At 73.8% G+C, this 18748-nt stretch carries 17 protein-coding genes; 11 read left to right on the top strand and 6 right to left on the bottom strand.

Annotated features, from left to right (window positions below):
- Positions 1-554 precede the first annotated feature (554 nt).
- Both ABD481_RS40960 and ABD481_RS40955 read left to right on the top strand, forming a co-directional pair.
- On the top strand, positions 555-2000 hold the full coding sequence (locus ABD481_RS40960) for a peptidoglycan-binding domain-containing protein (RefSeq protein WP_344671300.1): 1446 nt from the start codon (positions 555-557) through the stop codon (positions 1998-2000).
- A gap of 232 nt (positions 2001-2232) precedes the next feature.
- Positions 2233-2994, top strand: a complete 762-nt coding sequence (locus ABD481_RS40955) for an SDR family NAD(P)-dependent oxidoreductase (protein ID WP_344671299.1) — start codon at positions 2233-2235, stop codon at positions 2992-2994.
- A 55-nt stretch (positions 2995-3049) separates the two neighbouring features.
- On the opposite strand, the gene ABD481_RS40950 is transcribed toward ABD481_RS40955, so the two are convergent.
- A complete protein-coding gene (locus tag ABD481_RS40950; protein ID WP_344671298.1) occupies positions 3050-3823 on the bottom strand; it encodes an alpha/beta fold hydrolase in 774 nt (257 codons plus the stop codon).
- A gap of 38 nt (positions 3824-3861) precedes the next feature.
- The gene (locus ABD481_RS40945; RefSeq protein ID WP_344671297.1) at positions 3862-5490 is read right to left on the bottom strand and encodes a Rossmann-fold NAD(P)-binding domain-containing protein; all 1629 of its coding nucleotides are present in this window, start codon (positions 5488-5490) and stop codon (positions 3862-3864) included.
- Between the two features lie 107 nt (positions 5491-5597).
- On the opposite strand from ABD481_RS40945, the gene ABD481_RS40940 reads away from it, so the two are divergent.
- From ABD481_RS40940 to ABD481_RS40915, 6 genes are all read left to right on the top strand, one after another.
- On the top strand, positions 5598-6839 hold the full coding sequence (locus tag ABD481_RS40940; RefSeq protein WP_344671296.1) for a PucR family transcriptional regulator: 1242 nt from the start codon (positions 5598-5600) through the stop codon (positions 6837-6839).
- 80 nt (positions 6840-6919) lie between these two features.
- Positions 6920-8113: an acyltransferase domain-containing protein gene (locus ABD481_RS40935; RefSeq protein WP_344671295.1), complete on the top strand. Its 1194-nt coding sequence runs from the start codon at positions 6920-6922 to the stop codon at positions 8111-8113.
- Between the two features lie 33 nt (positions 8114-8146).
- Positions 8147-9163: a beta-ketoacyl-ACP synthase III gene (locus tag ABD481_RS40930; protein WP_344671294.1), complete on the top strand. Its 1017-nt coding sequence runs from the start codon at positions 8147-8149 to the stop codon at positions 9161-9163.
- A 64-nt stretch (positions 9164-9227) separates the two neighbouring features.
- On the top strand, positions 9228-9479 hold the full coding sequence (locus ABD481_RS40925; RefSeq protein WP_344671293.1) for an acyl carrier protein: 252 nt from the start codon (positions 9228-9230) through the stop codon (positions 9477-9479).
- Between the two features lie 104 nt (positions 9480-9583).
- The gene (locus ABD481_RS40920) at positions 9584-10828 is read left to right on the top strand and encodes a beta-ketoacyl-[acyl-carrier-protein] synthase family protein (RefSeq protein WP_344671292.1); all 1245 of its coding nucleotides are present in this window, start codon (positions 9584-9586) and stop codon (positions 10826-10828) included.
- A gap of 14 nt (positions 10829-10842) precedes the next feature.
- Positions 10843-12321: a carboxyl transferase domain-containing protein gene (locus ABD481_RS40915; RefSeq protein WP_344671291.1), complete on the top strand. Its 1479-nt coding sequence runs from the start codon at positions 10843-10845 to the stop codon at positions 12319-12321.
- 123 nt (positions 12322-12444) lie between these two features.
- On the opposite strand, the gene ABD481_RS40910 is transcribed toward ABD481_RS40915, so the two are convergent.
- Both ABD481_RS40910 and ABD481_RS40905 read right to left on the bottom strand, forming a co-directional pair.
- Entirely contained in the window at positions 12445-13470 is a 1026-nt protein-coding gene (locus tag ABD481_RS40910; RefSeq protein ID WP_344671290.1) for a glycoside hydrolase family 130 protein, read from the bottom strand.
- Between the two features lie 62 nt (positions 13471-13532).
- The gene (locus ABD481_RS40905; protein ID WP_344671289.1) at positions 13533-14054 is read right to left on the bottom strand and encodes a tetratricopeptide repeat protein; all 522 of its coding nucleotides are present in this window, start codon (positions 14052-14054) and stop codon (positions 13533-13535) included.
- 188 nt (positions 14055-14242) lie between these two features.
- Here ABD481_RS40905 and ABD481_RS40900 point away from each other — a divergent pair, with 188 nt between their 5' ends.
- Positions 14243-15223, top strand: coding sequence for an ArsR/SmtB family transcription factor (locus ABD481_RS40900; protein ID WP_344671288.1), 981 nt, complete (start codon positions 14243-14245; stop codon positions 15221-15223).
- Here ABD481_RS40900 and ABD481_RS40895 read toward each other — a convergent pair.
- Positions 15178-16095 carry a LysR family transcriptional regulator gene (locus ABD481_RS40895; RefSeq protein WP_344671287.1) on the bottom strand — a complete coding sequence of 306 codons (918 nt, stop codon included), beginning with the start codon at positions 16093-16095 and terminating at the stop codon, positions 15178-15180. The two genes, ABD481_RS40900 and ABD481_RS40895, sit on opposite strands and share 46 nt — an antisense overlap.
- 69 nt (positions 16096-16164) lie before the next feature.
- Between ABD481_RS40895 and ABD481_RS40890 the strand changes: the two genes are divergently transcribed.
- On the top strand, positions 16165-17109 hold the full coding sequence (locus tag ABD481_RS40890) for a nitrilase family protein (RefSeq protein WP_344671286.1): 945 nt from the start codon (positions 16165-16167) through the stop codon (positions 17107-17109).
- Positions 17110-17390: 281 nt separating this feature from the next.
- On the opposite strand, the gene ABD481_RS40885 is transcribed toward ABD481_RS40890, so the two are convergent.
- Complete coding sequence (locus ABD481_RS40885; RefSeq protein ID WP_344671285.1) at positions 17391-17909, bottom strand: DUF3145 domain-containing protein; 519 nt, start codon at positions 17907-17909, stop codon at positions 17391-17393.
- 314 nt (positions 17910-18223) lie between these two features.
- On the opposite strand from ABD481_RS40885, the gene ABD481_RS40880 reads away from it, so the two are divergent.
- Complete coding sequence (locus ABD481_RS40880; RefSeq protein ID WP_344671284.1) at positions 18224-18700, top strand: YqjF family protein; 477 nt, start codon at positions 18224-18226, stop codon at positions 18698-18700.
- The last annotated feature ends 48 nt before the right edge of the window (positions 18701-18748 follow it).

Here is an 18748-nt window from a genome sequence, read left to right as displayed (position 1 = left end):
CCCGACAACCCGGGGCGGCCCTGCCGGTGCCGCAGGCCCGGCCGACCGGGCTGCCCGGCGACAGCGCCGCGGGACGGCGCAGCGAGACCTGGTTCACGGCGCAGCCACCGGCGGGGCAGGTCCCCGGCCAGGCCCCGGCGGCGAACCAGCACCCGTCGTTCCAGCCCAACCCGGGGCCGCGAATACCCGGACCGGGCGCGCCGAACGCGAGTCAGCATCCTTCCTGGCAGCCGCGTCCGACGGCTGACGCGGGGGGCGGTGCGGGTTCCGCGAATCAGCATCCTTCCTGGCAGCCCCGTCCGACGGCTGACGCGGGGGGCGGTGCGGCGCCTGCGAATCAACATCCTTCGTGGCAGCCGCGTCCCGCCGCGGCCGCGAGCGGTCAGCATCCGTCGTGGCAGCCGCGTCCCCATGCGGCACCGGCCCCGGCTCCGACGGCTCCCGCCGCTCAGCACCCGTCGTGGCAGTCCCACCCGGGGCAGTCCCATCCAGGGCAGTCCCACCCGGGCGCCGCTCCGGCTGCGCAGCATCCGTCGTGGCAGCCGAATCCCGGCGTGCGGCCGCAGCAGCCGAACCCGGCGTCCCAGGCCGCGCCCGGCCCGACCGCCGCGAATCAGCACCCAGGCCAGCACCCGGGCCAGCACCCGAATCAGCACCCGTCGTTCCAGCCGCGTCCGGAGAGTGCGCAGCCCGCGTCGCCGCCGTTGCCCGTCCGGCAGCCGGCTCCGCAGGGCGGTGCGCGGCCGCCGCAGCACACCGGGTTCTCCGCCGGTCTGGCCGCGCCCGCGGGTCCGCGTCCCGGTCGGCCGCTGCCGCCCGACGGCGCCCCGTCCCTCCCCTCGGTCTTCGGCCCCACCTCCGACCTGCGGCCGGAGCCGAATCCGGGTGCGAAGCCGGCCCGCCGCAAGCCCGAGTGGATCCTGTCCGCGGACCTGCGGGTGTCGGGGCAGCCGCCCGCGACGACTCCGTCCGCCGGGCGCGATCTGGCCCGCCGGCCGGGATCCGAGACCGCGATCATGCCCGCCGACGGTTCCGGCGACGACCTGCCGCCCTCGCTGCGCGCCGGCAACGGCGGCCGGCACCGGGGATCGCGCCGTCCCGCCATGCTGCGGGCCGCGGTGCCGGTGGTCGCCGTGCTGGCGGCCGGCGGCGGAGCGCTGGGCCTGGTGCACGCCACCGGGTCCGGGACGCCGGAGTCGCAGGCCCTGGACTCGGCGTCGCGCACGGCCGACTCGGCGGTGACGACCAACCTGGCCAACGCGCCCTCCGGCGTCGACGGCGCGAACGGCGACGGCCCGGCCTCCGGCTCGGACCCGGCGTCCTCCGGGTTCGACGCCACCTCGCCCGGCCCGGGTGCGCACACCGTCGGCGGGACGACCGGGGTCCGGTCCGACGCGCCCGGCGCGCCGGCCACCGTGCCCGGCAACCGCTCGGTCAGCGGTTCGGCGACCGCGGGCGCCCCGACCGGCGCGTCCACCTCCTCGCCGGTGGCGAACGGGCCGCTGCAGAGCTCCGCTCCGTCGCTGCCCGGCACGCCGGAGTCCTCGGCGCCGGTCACCACGCCGCCGACGGCCACGCCGCCGAGCGCCACCGACCCGACCGGCACGCCGCCGAGCACCCCGACGACGCCGACGCCCACGCCGCCGGCCACGACCCCGACGACGCCGAGCGACCCGCCGCCGAGCACCCCGACCCCGACGCCCACCGGGCCGACGGCCACCACGCCGACGCCGACCCCGACCGAGACCGGCGGGCAGCCCGCGCCGACCGGACGGGTGCTCCAGACCGGCGACACCGGCACCGACGTGGCGAACCTCCAGACCGAGCTGGACCGGCTGGGGACGCCGACCTGGGTACCGGTGACCGGGGTCTACGACACCCGGACCGCCGACGCGGTGGCCTACGTCCAGAACAAGCTGAACATCACCGACGACCCGCGCGGCGTGTGCGGGCCGACGACCGCGGCGGCCATCAGCACTCTGGCCGCGGCACAGAGCTGAGGCTGAGAAGGACGAACACCGCTCCGGGACCAGCACGGCACCACCGGCCGGCCGCGCCGGGTCCGGGGAGCTCCCGGCGCGGCCGGTCCCGGAGCGCCTTGCCGGAACTGGAGCAGCTTTCCGGTCCGGGAGCGGCTTCCCGGAACCGGAGCGGCTTCCCGGTCCGGGAGCGTCGTGCCGGTCCCGGAGCGTCCTGCCGGAACCGGCCCGCCGCGTCGGCCATGATGAACCCATGACAGTGTCCGACAAGTCCTGTCTCGTCACCGGCGCGGCCAGCGGCATCGGCCGCGCCACCGCGCTCGCGCTGGCCGCCGAGGGCGCGCGGCTCGTCACGGCGGACATCGACACCGCCGGCCTGGAGGCGCTGACCGCCGAGCTCGAAGCCGACGGCCGCACCGTGGTGTCGGTGACCGGCGACGTCTCCGACGACGCCGACGTCCGCAACATGGTGAACTCCGCGCTCGACGCCTACGGCCGCCTGGACGTGGCGGTCGCCAACGCCGGGATCCTCCCGCTGTCCGGCCTGCTGGAGACCACCGAGCAGGACTGGGACTCGGTGATGGCGGTCGACGGCAAAGGCATGTTCCTCACCTGCCGGCACGCCATCGCCGCGATGCACCGGCAGGGCGGCGGCGGATCCGTGGTCTGCGTCTCCTCGATCTCCGGACTGGCCGGGCAGGCGCGCCAGGCCGCCTACGGCCCGGCCAAGTTCGTCGCCACCGGGCTGACCAAACACCTCGCGGTCGAGTGGGCGCCGCACGGCATCCGCGTCAACGCCGTCGCCCCCGGCACCATCCGCACCGAGCGGGTACGGGCCCTGAAGGACGAACCGGGCGGCCCGGAGTACCTGGCCACGGTCACCGCCGCCCACCCGATGGGCCGCCTCGGCGAACCGGCCGAGGTCGCCGCGGCCATCACCTTCCTGGCCTCCGACGCCGCGTCGTTCATCACCGGCGTGGTCCTGCCGGTCGACGGCGGCTACCTCGCGCAGTAGCCGCCGCGTCCGGGACCGGGCCGGTCACGCCGCGAACGGCCCGCATCCTCGCGGGTCAGGCCGACGTGGCTCGGCGTACGGGCATGAACGTCGGCGTGGGCTGTGCGGTGAGGAATTCGGCGACCAGGGAGTACACCGCGTCAGGCTTTTCCAGAACCAGCAGATGCGAGGTGCCGGGAACGATGGCCAGTTCGGAATCCGGGATGCCTCGATAGAGCGCGATGGTGTGTTCCAGCGAGACCGTGTCGTCGTCGCCGCCCATGACCAAGGTACGGGCGGTGACTGCCCGCAGGTCTTCAGAGGTGAGAGTGGGCTCCGTCGCGGCCAACTCCAGGACCTTGCGGGCGATGACCGGGAAATGTTCCTCGCCGTCGGGGGACACCTCCCCGTGGCGGGCGCTCATCCGGCTCTGCGTCTGCTCGTCGAAGTCGACCAGAGTGCCGGGCAGATTGCCGTCGTAGTGGAAGAGTCCGCTGATGAGCACCAGTCTTCGGACCAGGTCGGGGCGCTTGAGGGCGACCAGCAGGGCGACGTCGGCTCCGTCGCTGTGGCCGACCAGGTGCGCGGGCCCGCCCACCACCTTGTCGAGGAAGGCGATGACGTCATCGGCCATCGTTTCGTAGCTGTACGGACCTTCGACGTCGGGGGTGCGGCCGTGGCCGCGCCGGTCGACGGTGTAGACGCGGAAGTCTCCGACGAAAAAGGGCAGAACAGGTGTGAACATCCGCGAATCCACGAAGCCGCTATGCAGCAGCAGCACTGGTTCGCCGTCGCCCTCGCCGTGCACGTCGTACCAGGTCGTCACATCGTTCAGCTGAATATTCGCCATGATTCAGTATGACCCGTCAGGGTGCTGGCACGGCAGGGTCAAACCTCACTGATCCGCGCCCGCCCCCGACTCCGCCGCGCAGTCCCGTGCCCCGCCGCCCCGGCCCCCGCCCGCGCCCCCTCGCCGCTCCCCCCGGCCCGCGACCGCGACCGCCCCCTCACCCCGGCGCCGACCCCCGCGCCGTACAACCCGTAGTACCGCTCCACCAGCCCGCTCTCCGCGATCGAGGCGTCCGTGGCCGCCATGTCCGGTCCGGGCGCGAACCCGTGCCCCGGCCGGGCCAGCGCGCACGCGCCCCACACCACCGCGGCCATCGTCAGGTCCGACTGCCGGGCCGGGGCGGCCGACGCCGCGTCGCCCCGCGGCAGGTTCACCGGCAGGCCGGCGGCCAGCACCGTGACCGGCCCGGCCGGCAGCAGGTACCGCATGCCGACCCGGCCCAGGTCCTCGACGCGGGTCGCGCGCCGGGCCAGCCCCGGCAGGTCGATCTCGGTCGCGCGGCCGGAGACGCTGGCCACGAAGCAGTCGCCGGCCAGGAAGTCCAGGTCCTCGCCGCCCAGGCCGGTGCGGCCGGTGGAGGAGACGATGAGCAGCGGCCGGTGCCCGTCCAGCAGCGCGGGCACCTCCGGCGAGGTCAGGTAGCCGGCCTCGTGCGCGGCGAGCAGGCGCGGCCATTCGCTGTCGAAGACCGCGACGCGCATCCGCTGCGCCCGCAGCACGGCCGCGACCTGCTCCCCCACCGTGCCGAAGCCGATCACCAGCGCCGGGGCGCCGTCGAAGCCCTCGCCGGGCAGCAGCTCGCGGATCGCGCGGACCACCGACTCGGCGATCCAGTGCGCCTCGATGCCGCGCTTGACCCTGCTCCGCGCCACGTTGAACACCGGCAGCGGCAGGTCCGCGCCGAGTCCTTCGAGCACCTCCACCCCGGCCATCGACTGCTCGACCAGGCCCCGGTAGGCCGGGAGCAGCTCCGGGGCCAGCAGCGCCAGCGCCGGGGCGACGAGCCCGCCGTCGTCGAGCACGACGCTGGGCTCCATCACCCGCGCCGCGTGCAGCCGCAGCGCCGTCTCCACGTCGGAGGCCGGCAGCACCGCGATCCCGAGCGCCGCCAGGTGCGCCTCGACCCGCCGCCGGAACTTGTGCGGACGGCCGCGGTCCAGCACGGTCATCGTCTCGGGCCGGGCCCCGAGCGCGATCAGCGTCTGCGCCTGCACCACCAGGTCCGACAGCAGATGCCCGGCCAGCAGCAGCCCGCAGCCGCGCAGCGGCTTGTCCGGCACCCGCCTCGGCAGGCCGGCCAGCAGCGGCAGCTGCTCGCCGAAGGCCTCGCACTCCGAGCCGGTGAACGGCACCGATTGCAGGCAGGCCAGGGCTTTCGCCACCTCGGCGTCGCCGAGCCCGGAGCGGTTCAGCACGGTCGCGGACAGCACCAGCTGCCCGCTCCAGCCCTCGCGCGAGGCGGTGGCCGGGGCCAGGGCAATCAGCAGGGAACTGCCGCCGCCCAGCGGCACCAGGTGCGCGCCCGGTCCCAGCCGGTGCCGCCGGGCGGCCGCGGGGAACGCGCCGTCCAGCCGGTCCAGCACCCCGGCCAGCACCAGGCGGCCCTGCTCCGCCGTGCCCCGCAGCTCGGTGATCGTGGCCGGGTGGCCGCAGTCCGTGTCCTTCACAGGCCACGTATACCAGATTGCTGCTATATGCCCGTTTCCGTCGGCCGTCCGCCGCACAGCCCGGGCGCGCCGCGCGGACGCCACCCGAGATCCGATTGTGGTGTCTAATGGCCCGGGTGACCCCCAGTACCGCCGGCCCCACCGACGATCTCACCCCGGCCCAGCGCGCGGCCGCGGTCCGGCGGCTGGAGAAGGCGACGGGTTCGCTGGCCGGGGTCGCGATCCAGCGCATGGAGGAGCGGCTGGGCTGGTACCGGGCGATGCCGCCGGACAACCGGTCCTGGATCGGGCTGGTGGTGCAGGCCGGGATCGCGGCGTTCGTCGAGTGGTTCCGCAATCCCCAGGACCGCACCGCGATCAGCGCCGACGTCTTCGGCACCGCGCCGCGCGAGCTGACCCGGTCGGTGACCCTGCGGCAGACCGTGGAGCTGGTGCGCACCACCATAGAGGTGGTCGAGGAGGGCATCGGCCAGATCGCGCAGGGGCCGGCGGAGCAGGCCGCGCTGCGCGAGGGGATGCTGCGCTACTCCCGGGAGATCGCCTTCGCCGCCGCGCAGGTGTACGCGCAGGCCGCGGAGCTGCGCGGCGCGTGGGACGCCCGGCTGGAGGCGCTGGTCGTCGACGAGCTGATGCGCGGCGACGTGCTGGACGACACCGTCCGCTCCCGGGCCGCCGCGCTGGGCTGGGACAGCTCGGCGGACCTGGTGGTGGTCGTCGGCGCCACGCCGGAGCCGCTGGGCGGCCGCGACGACGTCCGGCAGCACACCGCGCTGGTGGTGGACGCCGTGCACCGGGCGGCCCGCCGGGCCCGGCTGACGGTGCTCACCGGGGTGCAGTCGGACCGGCTGGTGGTGATCATCGGCGGCGCCGACGACCCGCTGGCCGCCACCCGCGCGCTGGCCAACGAGTTCGGACCGGGACCGCTGGTGATCGGCCCGGTTGTCGAAGACCTCCTGTCGGCGGGCATTTCCGCCCAAGCCGCCCTGTCCGCGCTGCGTGCCGCCCCGGCCTGGCCGGACGCGCCGCGCCCGGTACTGGCCGCCGAGCTGCTGCCGGAACGGGCCCTGGCCGGTGACGAGGCCGCGAAGGCTCAACTGGTGGTCGAGGTCTACCGGCCGCTGGAGTCCGCGGGCGCCGCGCTGCTGGAAACCGTCTCCGCGTATCTGGAACAGGCCGCCTCGCTGGAAAGCGCCGCCCGGATGCTGTTCGTACACCCCAACACCGTGCGCTACCGGCTCAAAAGGGTGAGCGAGCTCACAGGTCTGAACCCCGCGCAGCCGCGCGCCGCCTTCACCCTGCACATGGCCCTGGCCCTGGGAAGACTGGCCGGTCCGGCGAACGGTTTGTAGGAACCCTCCAAGATCCGGACCGAGATCTTCGTCCAGGCCGCTAAAGGCAAACAAGCGGCAAGAGGACAAGAGTGAATTCCGTGCTAGTTCTCGTCGCGCCGGGCCAGGGTGCCCAGACTCCCGGATTCCTCACCCCGTGGCTGGAGGTCCCGGGCTTCGCCGACCGCCTCGCCTGGTGGTCCGCGGTGGCCGGGTTGGACCTCGTGCACTACGGCACCGAGGCCGACGCCGACGCCATCAAGGACACCGCGATCGCCCAGCCGCTGCTGGTGGCCGCCGGGCTCGGCGCCGCGCTGGCGCTGTTCCCGCACCCGGCCGACGCCTTCCGGATGGTCGGCGCGGCCGGCGGGCACTCGGTCGGCGAGATCACCGCCGCGGCCGGGGCCGGGGTGATCACCGCCGAGGCGGCCATGGTCCTGGTGCGCGAGCGCGGCCGGCTGATGGCGCAGGCCGCGGCCGTGACGCCGACCGGCATGACCGCGGTGCTGGGCGGCGACCAGGACGCGGTGCTGGCCAAGATCGCCGAGCACGGGCTGGTCCCGGCCAACAACAACGGCGCCGGCCAGATCGTCGCGGCCGGCACCCTGGAGCAGCTGGCGGCCTTCGGCGCGGACGGCCCGGCCGCGGCCCGGCTGCGCCCGCTGAGCGTGGCCGGCGCGTTCCACACCGAGCACATGGCCCCGGCCGTGGCCCACCTGGGCGCGCTGGCCAAGGGCATCAGCACCCGCGACCCGCGCACCCGCCTGGTGTCCAACGCCGACGGCGCGGTGGTGCACGACGGCCGCGAGGTGCTGCGCCGGCTGGTGGCGCAGGTGTCGAACCCGGTGCGCTGGGACCTGTGCCAGGAATCGTTCGCCGAACTCGGGGTAACGGGTCTGCTGGAGGTGCCCCCGGCCGGGACCCTGACCGGGCTGGCCAAGCGGGCGCTCAAGGGCGTGGAGACCTTCGCCCTGAAGACGCCCGAGGACCTGGACGCGGCGCGCGAGTTCGTGGCCAAGCACGCCGAGCCGAACGCCGCGCACCAGCTGGACACCGCGCCGACCTGGCGTCTGGTCATCGCGCCGCACGGGGGCACGATCCGGCGCGGCGGCCTCGCCGAGGGCGCCAAGCTGGTGCCGGACACGGTGGTGGCCACGGTGCTCGCCCGGCGTGACGAGCACGACATCACGGTGCGGCACGAGGGCGAGATCCTCGAGTGGCTCGTGGAGGACGGGGATCCGGTCGCGCCGGGGCAGCCGCTGCTGCGCGTCCATCCGACCGGCTCGTACGCCTGAGCCAGCCCGACATCCGTTAAAAGAGGACCGATCATGGCAGTCATCAAGGAGAAGCGGGGCGCGGCCCACACCCGCATTCTGGGGGTCGGCGGCTACACGCCCAGCCGGGTCGTCACCAACGAGGAAGTCTGCACCTGGATCGACTCCTCCGACGAGTGGATCCGGACCCGCTCGGGCATCGAGACCCGCCGGTGGGCCACCCCCGCGGAGACCGTGCTGGAGATGTCCGTGCACGCCGCCGGCAAGGCGCTGGCCGCGGCCGGCGTCAGCGGCGACCAGCTCGGCGCGGTGATCGTGGCCACCGTCTCGCACATGCACCAGACCCCGGCCCTGGCCTGCCTGATCGCCGACCGGCTCGGCACCAACGGCGCCGCCTACGACGTCTCGGCCGGCTGCGCGGGCTTCTGCTACGGCGTGGCCCAGGCCTCGGACATGGTCAAGGCCGGCTCGGCCGAGTACGTGCTGGTGGTCGGGGTGGAGCGGCTGTCGGACCTGACCGACATCCACGACCGCGGCACCGCCTTCATCTTCGGCGACGGCGCCGGCGCGGTGGTGATCGGCCCCTCCGACGTCCCCGGCATCGGACCGGTGGTGTGGGGCTCCGAGGGCGACAAGTACGGCGCCATCACCCAGACCTTCGCCTGGAACGAGGCGCCGGAGCCGGAGTCCGAAGCCGAGGACGGCGCGGTTCGCGGCCCGTTCCTGCAGATGGAGGGCCAGGCGGTGTTCCGCTGGGCCTCCTACCAGATGGCCGAGGTCTCGGTGAAGGCCCTGGAGGCGGCCGGCATCACCGCCGCCGACCTGGAGGCGTTCATCCCGCACCAGGCCAACATGCGCATCACCGACCGGCTGGTGAAGGTGCTCGGGCTGCCCGAGCACGTGCCGGTCGCCCGCACCATCGCCGAGTTCGGCAACAACTCCGCGGCCACCATTCCGATGGCCATGGAGCGGATGCTGGAGGACGGTTCCGCGCCGCACGGCGGCCTGGCCCTGCTCATCGGGTTCGGGGCGGGTCTCGTGTACGCGGCACAGGTCGTTACTCTCCCCTAAGGCCCCGCGGCCTCGCGGCAAGCCGGTACCCCCTGAAATAGCAACCAATGAAGGAGCGCCAACAATGGCTCTGACCCAGGAAGAGATCCTCGCCGACCTCGCCGACATCGTCGAAGAGGTCGCGGGTGTCGACAAGGACGAGGTCAAGCTGGACAAGTCGTTCACCGGTGACCTGGACGTCGACTCGCTGACCATGGTCGAGGTCGTCGTGGCCGCCGAGGAGAAGTTCTCGGTGAAGATCCCGGACGACGCGGTCAAGGACCTCTCGACCGTCGGCGACGCCGTCAGCTACATCCTGAAGAACCAGGCCGCCTGAGCCTGTGAACACCCGCCGCGCGCGATACGGCGCGCGGCGCGGAAGGCCCGGACCGTCCGGCCGGAAGTAGAACCCGCGGAACCACAGATAGAAGGTAAAGGCTCGTGACTGCTCGCAAGTCTGTCGTCGTCACCGGGGTCGGTGCGACCACCCCGCTCGGCGGGGACGCCGCCTCGTTCTGGGACGGGATGCTGGCCGGACGCTCCGGGGTCCGCACCCTCACCGAGGACTGGGCCGAGGCGCTGCCGGTGCGGTTCGCCGCCCGGATCGCGGTGGAGCCGTCCGAGCTGCTCAAGCCGGTCGAGGTCCGCCGCCTGGACCGGTCGGCGCAGTTCGCGCTGATCGCGGCCCGCGAGGCCTGGAAGGACGCCGGCTTCGAGGGCAAGTTCGCCGAACCCACCCGCCTGGGCGTGATGGTCGGCTCCGGCATCGGCGGCGTCACCACGCTGCTGAGCGCCTACGACGACCTGCTCGCCAAGGGCCCGCGCGCGGTCGGCCCGCGCACCGTGCCGATGCTGATGCCGAACTCCCCGGCGGCCTACGTCGGCCTGGAGTTCGACGCCCGCGCCGGCGTGCACGCGCCGGTCTCGGCCTGTGCCACCGGCGCCGAGGCGGTCGGCCACGCCATCGAGATGATCCGCTCCGGACGCGCCGACGTGGTGCTGGCCGGCGGCACCGAGGCCGCCATCCACCCGCTGCCGATCTCGGCCTTCGCCAACATGATGGCGATGTCCAAGCGCAACGACGAGCCCGAGCGCGCCTCGCGGCCCTACGACGTCGGCCGGGACGGGTTCGTGCTGGGCGAGGGCTCGGGCATCCTGGTCCTGGAGTCCGCCGAGCACGCCGCCGCGCGCGGCGCCCGCGTCTACGCCGAGGCGGCCGGCGTCGGCTTCTCCGCCGACTCCCACGACATCGCCCAGCCCGAGCCGGACGGCCGCGGCGTCGCCGAGGCCATCGCCAACGCGCTGGCCGACGCCGACCTGGCCCCCGGCGACATCCGGCACCTGAACGCGCACGCCACCAGCACCCCGCGCGGCGACATCGCCGAGGTCCTGGCGTTCACCAAGATCCTCGGCTCGGCCGCCGACGACGTGGCCATCTCGGCCACCAAGTCGATGCACGGCCACCTGCTCGGCGGCACCGGCGCGATCGAGTCCGTGGCCACCGTGCTGGCCCTGCACCACCGCCAGGCCCCGCCGACGATCAACGTCGACGAGCTGGACCCGGAGATCAGCCTGGACATCGTCCGCGACAAGCCGCGGGCGCTGCCCGAGGGCCAGATCGCGGCGCTGAACGACTCCTTCGGGTTCGGCGGCCACAACGTGGTCGTCGCCTTCCGGTCCGTGTGACCGGGGCGCGCCCGATGACCGTCACGCAGGCCGCGGCGCCGCTGGTCCCGGCGCCCGCGGGCCCCGGCGCGGCCCGGCCCGACCGGGCCGACCGGGCCGACGACCCGCGCCACCCGCGCAAGCGCCTGGAGCAGCTGTTCGACGCCGGCAGCACCGAGCTGCTGACGCCGGTCGACGACTCCGGCTTCCTGGCCGCCACCGGCCTGGTCGACGGTGTGCCGGCGGTGGCCTACGCCTCCGACGCCACCATCCAGGCCGGAGCCATGGGCGTGACCGGCTGCCAGGTGATCCTGGCCGCCTACGAGCGGGCCCTGGCCGACGGCAGCCCGATCATCGCCCTGTTCCACTCCTCCGGCGCCCGGCTCCAGGAGGGCGTGGCCTCGCTGCACGCGGTGGGGCAGGTCTTCGCGGCCATGACCCGGGCCAGCGGCAGGATCCCGCAGATCTCGGTAGTGCTCGGCCCGGCGGCCGGCGGCGCCGCCTACGGTCCGGCGCTGACCGACATCGTGATCCTGGGCCCGGCCGGCCGGATCTTCGTCACCGGCCCGGACGTGGTCCGCTCGGTCACCGGCGAGGACGTGGACGCGCTGCGCCTGGGCGGCCCGGAGCCGCACGGCCGGCGCTCCGGCGTCGTGCACGTGGTCGCCGAGACCGACGACGCCGCCTACGGCCACGCCCGGACCCTGGCCGCGCTGCTGGGCCGCCAGGGCACCCTGGACCCGGCCGCGGTCGAGGAACGGGACCTGGAACACCTGCTGCCGGACTCGCCGAAGCGCGCCTACGACGTGCATCCGCTCGTCAACGCGGTGCTGGACGGCCCGGGCGTGGAGCTGCACCCGCGGTGGGCGCCGAACGTGGTGACCACGCTGGGCCGGCTCGGCGGCCGCACCGTCGGCGTCGTCGCGAACAACCCGCTGCGCCTGGGCGGCTGCCTGGACTCGGCCTCCGCCGAGAAGGCGGCGCGGTTCGTGCGGATGTGCGACGCGTTCGGTGTGCCGCTGGTGGTGCTGGTGGACGTCCCCGGCTATCTGCCGGGCGTCGGCCAGGAGTGGGACGGCGTGGTGCGCCGCGGCGCGAAGCTGCTGCACGCGTTCGCCGAGTGCGTGGTGCCGCGCGTGACCCTGGTGACGCGCAAGACGTACGGCGGCGCGTACATCGCGATGAACTCCCGCGCGCTGGGTGCCACGAAGGTCTTCGCGTGGCCGACCGCCGAGGTCGCGGTCATGGGCGCGGTCGCCGCGGTACGGATCATCCACCGCCGCAAGCTCGCAGAGGTCTCCGAGGACATCCGTCCGCGGGTGGAGCAGGAGCTGGCGGCGGAGCACGAGCAGGTCTCCGGCGGGCTGCGCCGGGCGATCGAGATCGGCGTGGTCGACGAGATCGTGGCGCCGGACCGGTCGCGCGGCGCGCTCGCGGCGGCGATCGCGGCCGCGCCGGGCGGGATCGGCGGCGACGCGCTGGTGCGCGGTCAGCACGGGAACATCCCGCTGTAGGCGTCGAAGGGGCGCCTCGCCGCCCCGGACTGACGGATCAGCCCTCGACACCCCGCCTTCGCGCGCCGGGTGTCGAGGGCTGATCCGTCACCGCTGTCCGGCCCGGTTGTCCGGCCTGGTTCCTCAGCCCACGCAGGCGCCGTTGCCCTTCACCGGGTGCCGGGCCAGGTACTCCAGCAGTTCGTCGAGGTCGCAGGTGGCCAGGCAGATGCCCTGGTCGCCGCTGCCGTAGTAGAGGTGCACGGTCCCGTCGATGACCAGCGCGCCCGAGGGGAACGTCACCCGGTTCACGACCCCGTCCAGCTCCTCCACCGTCTCCGGAGTGATGAGCGCGGCCGGGCTTTTCGCGATCACCCGCCAGGGCTCCTCCAGGTCCAGCAGGGCGGCGCTGATCTGCCACTCCGGCTCGATCTCGCTGTCGGAGTTGCAGTAGAAGAACAGCCAGCCGGCGTCGGTGCGGATCGGCGGCGCGCCGAGCTCCGGACCCCGGCGGACCCGGACCTTGGCCGGCTCCACGCGGTCGCCGGGGATCAGGACCGCGCTGTTGTCGTAGTCGTCGACGGCGGCGGCGACGTGGCCGGGCGGCGGGGTGCGGACGGCGTCGAGGTCGTCGAAGACGGTGTGCAGGATGGCGGCGCCGGGGGTGTCGGAGCACCAGGTGAAGAACCACAGGTAGCGGCCGCCGACCGGCTCCGGGAACAGGGTGGCGGCCTTGGACGGCGCGCCCTTCGGTCCGACGACGCCGTGCTTGGTGATCGTGCGCAGGTCCGGGGAGGTGGCCAGGGCGATGCGGACCTTGATGTCCGGGGGCGTGCCCTCGACGGCGGTGTAGTAGATGTAGTACTCGCCGTCGAGGAACACCACGCGCGGGTCTTCGCAGCCCAGTCCCACCTCGTAGGGCCGGTCCGGCACGATCAGCGGCTCCGCGCGCCGGACGAACTGCACGCCGTCGGTGCTGTCGGCGATGCCGATCGAGGACACGTACTCGCCGGCAGTGCCGAACTCCACGCCGTTGGTGGCGCGGTACAGCATGTGGATGGTCCCATCCGTACCTCGGACGACCGTGCCGTTCAGGACCGACCCGGCCTCCCAGGGGCGATCGGGGTCCCGCGTCAGGATCGGATTGGCGGGATGGCGCTTCATCAACATGCAGTCATATTGCCGCAGCCCGGCGGATCAAGCGTCCAGTCCGGGCAACTCCGTGCCCTGAATTACTCCACGAGAGCGCGGCCGTAGTTCGCCATCGCCCGGTTGTAGCGGGGCAGATGCGCCGCGATGGCGACCAGCACCAGCGACAGGCCCTCCCGGTCGCGGCCGAGGGACGACAGGCACAGCGCGAGGACGCAGTCGAGGGCGTCGGACAGGTGGTCCGCGCCGAGCTCACGCTCGCGCTGGAGGTTCGCGAGAGCCTCCTCCACGCGGCCGATATTGCGCAGCGAGGAGGACATCTGGATGACCGCGCGGCGGCGGTTCTCACCGGTAAGGCCGCCGAGTTCCAGAGCGCGGGCGTAGAGGGGCACGGCGCGGTCGGAGTGGCCCCTGCTGTCGCGCGCGCTGGCGCGGTGGAAGAGGGCGTCGGCATCGTCCTCGGGGAGCTCGGCGGCGAGAGCGTCGATCGCGGCGAAGAACGACGCCTCGTCGTAGTCGTCGATGGCGGCGAAGAGGGCGGTGGCACGGCGGTTGACGTCGGCTTTGAGGGCGGTTTCGGCGGCGGACTGCGGGCTGGCGGTCACGGTGCTGCTCCAGTCTTCGGGGGCTTCTCGGTGCGGGGACGAGCCTGCCCCAGTCGATAGGATCGTCGAAAGTCTTTCGGCCACCGCCGAAGGACTCCGGTGGCGACAAGCGATCCGGGAGAAGACCGGCAGGACCACCGGCTTGCGACCGGAGCGCCGGTTCGACACGCCCGCGAGGAAGGACCGGCATGGCGATCAGCCTCGGCTTCGGCCCCGCGGACCTGGCCCGCTGCCGGTTCGCGATCTCCCCGGCGTTCGAGACGCTGTCGGCGATCCGGGACGCCACCGGCAGCCAGGGGCCCGGCCATCATCGGCGCTGGCTGGAGAGCGTCCGCGCGGAGCTGCCGGGCCTGGGCCTGGAACCGATCGTGCTGCTCCAGCCGCGCCGCGGCTACACCCCCGACTTCCTGGCGCCGCCGCCCACCGCCCCGGTCGGCGACTTCGAGGCCGAACTGACCCGCATCGCCGCCACCCCGGCGCCGGTGGTCCGCCGCGAGATCGAACTCGCGCTGCGCCACACCCCCGGCGCGGCGGACACCCCGACCGGCCGCCTGCTGCTCGGCGACCCGGCCGAGGTGCTCGGCCTGCTGACGAAGCTGATCCGCGGCGCGTGGCAGGCCCTGGTGGCGCCGCGGTGGCAGCGGATCCTGGCGCTGCTGGAGGCCGACGTCGCCCACCGGTCGCGGCTGCTCGCCGAGGGCGGCCTGGACCGGCTGTTCGCCGACCTGCACCCCACCGTCCGCTGGACCGGCAGCGCCCTGATCCGCGACCCGGGCGGCGACGAGCACCACGACCTCGACGGCCGCGGCCTGCTGCTGATGCCGAGCGTCTTCAAGTGGGAGGAGGTGATCGTCGTCACCGACGCCCCCTGGCAGCCGACGCTCGTCTACCCGGCCCGCGGCCTCGGCAACGCCTGGGAGCCCCGCCCGGACAGCACCGCCGCGGCGCTGACGAAGCTGCTCGGCCGCACCCGCGCCCAGCTGCTCACCGGGCTGGAGGAGCCGGCCTCCACCACCCGGCTGGCCCACCGGCACGCGCTGGCCCTCGGAACGGTGTCGGAGCACCTGACGGTGCTGCGCGCGGCCGGCATGGTCGTCGGGGAGCGGCACCGGCACGAGATCCGCTACCGGCGGACGGCGCTGGGCGACGCGGTGGTCCGAGGCGGGTGAGGGGCCGCCACCAGCTCCCGCGTCACCTCCAGGAACGCCGCCAGCGGCTCGGCGGGCTCCCCCCGCGCCCACACCACCCCGATCCGCCACCGCGCGGCCTCGTGGTCGATCGGCAGCCAGTTGATCCGGTCCGGCGCCACCACCGCGAGCGCGCCCGCCGACACCAGGGCCACCCCGACCCCGGCGGCGACCAGGGCCATCACCGTCTGCAGGTCGTTGGCGCGCTGGGCCACGCGCGGCTCGACGCCGATCGCTTCGAGATAGCGCTCCACCTGGTGGACGAAGCCGGGGCCCTTGGTCTGCATCAGGGTCACCAGGCCGTGGGTCAGCATCAGCTCGCGGGCCCCCGGCGCGGTGTCCACGTTCGGCGGCACCGCCAGCATCAGCCGGTCGACGCCGAGCTCCAGCACCTCCAGGTCCTCGCCGACCGGGAGGCGGACGAACCCGGCGTCGAGCTGGCCGCCGCGCAGGCGCTCCAGCTGGACGGCGGTGGCCATATCGTCGAGCGTCACCGCGACCCGCGGATGGCGGCGGCGGAACTCGGCGACCGCCCGGGGCGCGATGTCGATCGTGGACAGGCCGAAGCCGAGCGCCAGGCTGCCCGCGCCGCCGGCGGTCAGGCGGCGGGCCCGGAGTTCGAAGCCGTCGAGGCGCTCGACCACGTCGCGGGCGTCGGGCAGGAGGGTGCGGCCCAGCGGGGTGAGGCGGGCGCCGTGGCGTCCGCGCCGGAACAGGGCGCCGCCGATCCGCGCCTCCAGGGCCTGGATCTGCTTGGTCAGCGCGGGCTGGGTCACGGCCAGGGCCAGCGCCGCGGCGTTGTAGGTCCCGTGGTCCGCCACCGCGACGAACGCCCGGACCAGCCGGTCTTCCATTCCCCCAGGTTATCGGACAGCGGGAAATCGTCATTGGACGCATCGAACGTCGCGCGTTTCGATGGACGCATGATCCTGCGAGCCGCATCCGTCCAGTTCGAGCCCCGCCCGGGCGACAAGGAGCACAACCTGGCCCGGGTCGAGCACTTCGCCAGGACCGCCGCCGCGGACGGCGTCCAGCTCGTCGCCTTCCCGGAGATGTGTCTGCTCGGCTACTGGCATCTCACCAAGCGCGACGCCGACTACCTGCACGCGGTCGCCGAGCCCGACGACGGCCCGTCCGTCGCCCGGGTCAGCGCCCTGGCCGCCGAGCTGCGCCTGGGCATCGGCGTGGGACTGCTCACCGAGCGCGACGGCTGGCTGTTCAACGCCTACGCGGTCTGCCTGCCCGACGGCACCGTCCACATCCACCGCAAGCTGCACGCCTTCGAGCACGAGGCCATCTCCTCGGGCGGCCGCTACACCGTGTTCGACACGCCGTGGGACGTCCGGGTCGGGGTCCTGATCTGCTACGACAACAACCTGGTGGAGAACGTCCGCGCCACCGCGCTCCTGGGCGCGCAGGTCCTGCTGGCCCCGCACCAGACCGGCGGCACCGACTCGGTGAGCCCGCACGGCATGAAGCCGATCCCGCTGAGCGTCTGGGAGAACCGCGACACCGACCCGGCCGCCGTGCAGGACGCCTTCCGCGGCCCGAACGGCCGCGAATGGCTGCTGCGCTGGCTGCCCTCCCGGGCCCACGACAACGGGCTGTTCGTGGTCTTCAGCAACGGCGTCGGCCGCGACGACGACGAGGTCCGCACCGGCAACGCCATGGTGATCGACCCCTACGGCCGGATCATCGCCGAAACGTGGGCCGCCGCCGACGCCATGGTCACCGCCGACCTCGACCTGGACCTGATCCCGCAGTCCACCGGACGGCGCTGGCTCCGGGCCCGACGACCCGAGCTCTACCGGCCGCTGACCACGAAGCACGGCGACGAGGTGGACGCGCGGACGGCGCGCTTCACCTGAGCGGGCGGTCTGACGGCTGACGGCTGGCGGCTGGCGTCTGACGGCCGGCGGCTGGCGGCTGGAGCGCCATGGTCCACGGTGCTCTCACGGTGGCCGCCGTTGACGAAGGCCGCTGCCACCGCCGGTGCGACGGAGGCAGCGTGGTCCAGGACACGGTTGCTGCCGGGCGCCCGCTGAACCGGGCTCCCGAAATCAGTCCCCGAAGACCACTCGTCCGGGTGACCCCGGCCCCGGTCCGTCGGCTCCGTCGGCTCCGTCGGCTTCCGGCCGCCCGCCCGGCATCACCCGACCTGGTGCAACCACCGCACCGGGGCGCCCTCGCCCGCGTAGCGGAACGGCTCCAGCTCGTCGTCCCAGGGCTTGCCGAGCAGCGCCTCCACCTCGCGCTCCAGGGTGGACTCGCCGCGGTGGGCGCGGGCCAGGGCGGCGCGTAACCGGTCCTCGTTGATCACGATGTCGCCGTGCGCCCCGGTGGCCGCGCGGTAGACGCCGAGCGCCGGCGTGGACGAGTAGCGCTCGCCCTCGCTGCCCTCGGCCGGGTCCTCGGTGGCCTCGAAGCGCAGCTGCTGCCAGCCGCGCAGCTGGGACGTGATGCGCCCGGCGGTGCCGGGCTGGCCGCGCCAGGACAGCTCGGCGCGCCACATGTGCGGTTCGGCGGGCTGGTGCGTCCAGTCCAGACTCACGCGCACGCCGAGGACGCTCGCCACCGCCCATTCGATATGCGGGCAGAGCGCGCGTGGTGCGGAGTGGATGTAGAGGACTCCGCTTGTCACTGTCTTGTTTGTCGACTGTGCCGTCATCGGGACCTCCTGGCTGTGCTGCGGCGAGGTTCGCCTTCCCCAGCGGCCTTGCCACACGCCACGCGGTGGATCCCCATGTCAGCGGCCTTTATTGTGCCGCACGCCCTGGGCGCGGCACCAGTTGTCTTGGTTCTCTTGCACTCTAGGCGCCCGGGCAGGGCTCGCGCAGGCCGCCATCCGGGTGATCCTTCGAACCCGTTGATACGACTGTTGATATCACCCGCTCTGTCCCCTTGAGCGAATGCTCAAGGGGTGCGCTACCATGGGCTTTGAGCGAACGCTCAAGTCGGCGGTACCAGGGAGGGACACGCCTCATGCGCAGCCGGACGGGCCCGAGAGCCCCGATCGCCACCACCGCGGTGATAACCCGACGGATTCTGCTCACGTACTCCATAGAACCCAACGTCGCCGCCGCGCTGCTGCCGCGCCCGTTCCGTCCGGACCTCGGCCTGGGCCCGGCGCTCGGGGGGATCTGCCTGCTCCGGCTGCGCGGAGTCCGGCCCGCCGCCCTGCCGTCCGTCCTGCCGGCCCGCGCCGGCCTGACCCTGGAATCGGTCGCGCACCGGATGGCCGTCGAGTGGGACACCCCCGACGGCGTCGCCACCGGCGTCTACGTCTTCCGCCGCGACACCGACTCGGCGCTGGCCGCCGCGCTCGGCGGCATGCGCCGCGCCACGTTCGGCGTCATCGAAGGCGGCGGCCGCTACAGCGTCAGGGCTTCTGCGTTCTCGTCTGGTGGTACGAGTTTGTCGGCCTGGGGCGTGGCCGGTGTGATTTTCGCAGAGTCTTGATGAAAGCGGGCACGGACCCTGATGATCGAGGTTCTCGAAGCCATACGA

It is taken from the genome of Catenulispora yoronensis, from assembly GCF_039531695.1.
GTDB classification, from domain to species: Bacteria; Actinomycetota; Actinomycetes; order Streptomycetales; family Catenulisporaceae; genus Catenulispora; species Catenulispora yoronensis.
This window is presented reverse-complemented; position numbering and strand designations above follow the sequence as displayed.